This window comes from Mesorhizobium sp. WSM4844 (genome assembly GCF_055811775.1).
Genome location: NZ_JBVVQB010000215.1, coordinates 1 through 335 on the forward strand (window position 1 = coordinate 1; position 335 = coordinate 335).

A 335-nucleotide genomic window follows, 5' to 3' on the forward strand; every position below is an offset into this window, starting at 1 on the left:
GAGCGGGGGGGGGGGGGGGGGGGGGGGGGGGGGGGCGGGGGGCGCCGCCCGCCCGCGCGCGGGGGGGGGGGGGGGGGGGGGGGGGGGGGGGGGGGGGGGGGGGGGGCGGGGCCGCCGCGCGGCGCGGGGGGGGGGGGGGGGGGGGGGGGGGGGGGGGGGGGGGGGGGGGGGCGGGGGGGGGGGGGGGGGGGGGGGGCGGCGCCCCCCCCCCCCCGGCGCCCCCCCCCCCCCCCCCCCCCCCCCCCCCCCCCCCCCGCCCCGCGGCCCCGCCCGGCCCCCCCCGCCCCCGCCCCGGCCCGCCCGCCCCCCCCCCCCCCCCCCCCCCCCCCCCGCCA

Annotated in this window: 1 protein-coding gene; it reads right to left on the reverse strand. The window is 99.4% G+C overall.

The features are described 5' to 3' along the window. Positions 1-335 (reverse strand): hypothetical protein (locus tag AC0L2A_RS36490; RefSeq protein ID WP_473613026.1); only part of this gene is annotated, 335 nt, incomplete at both ends.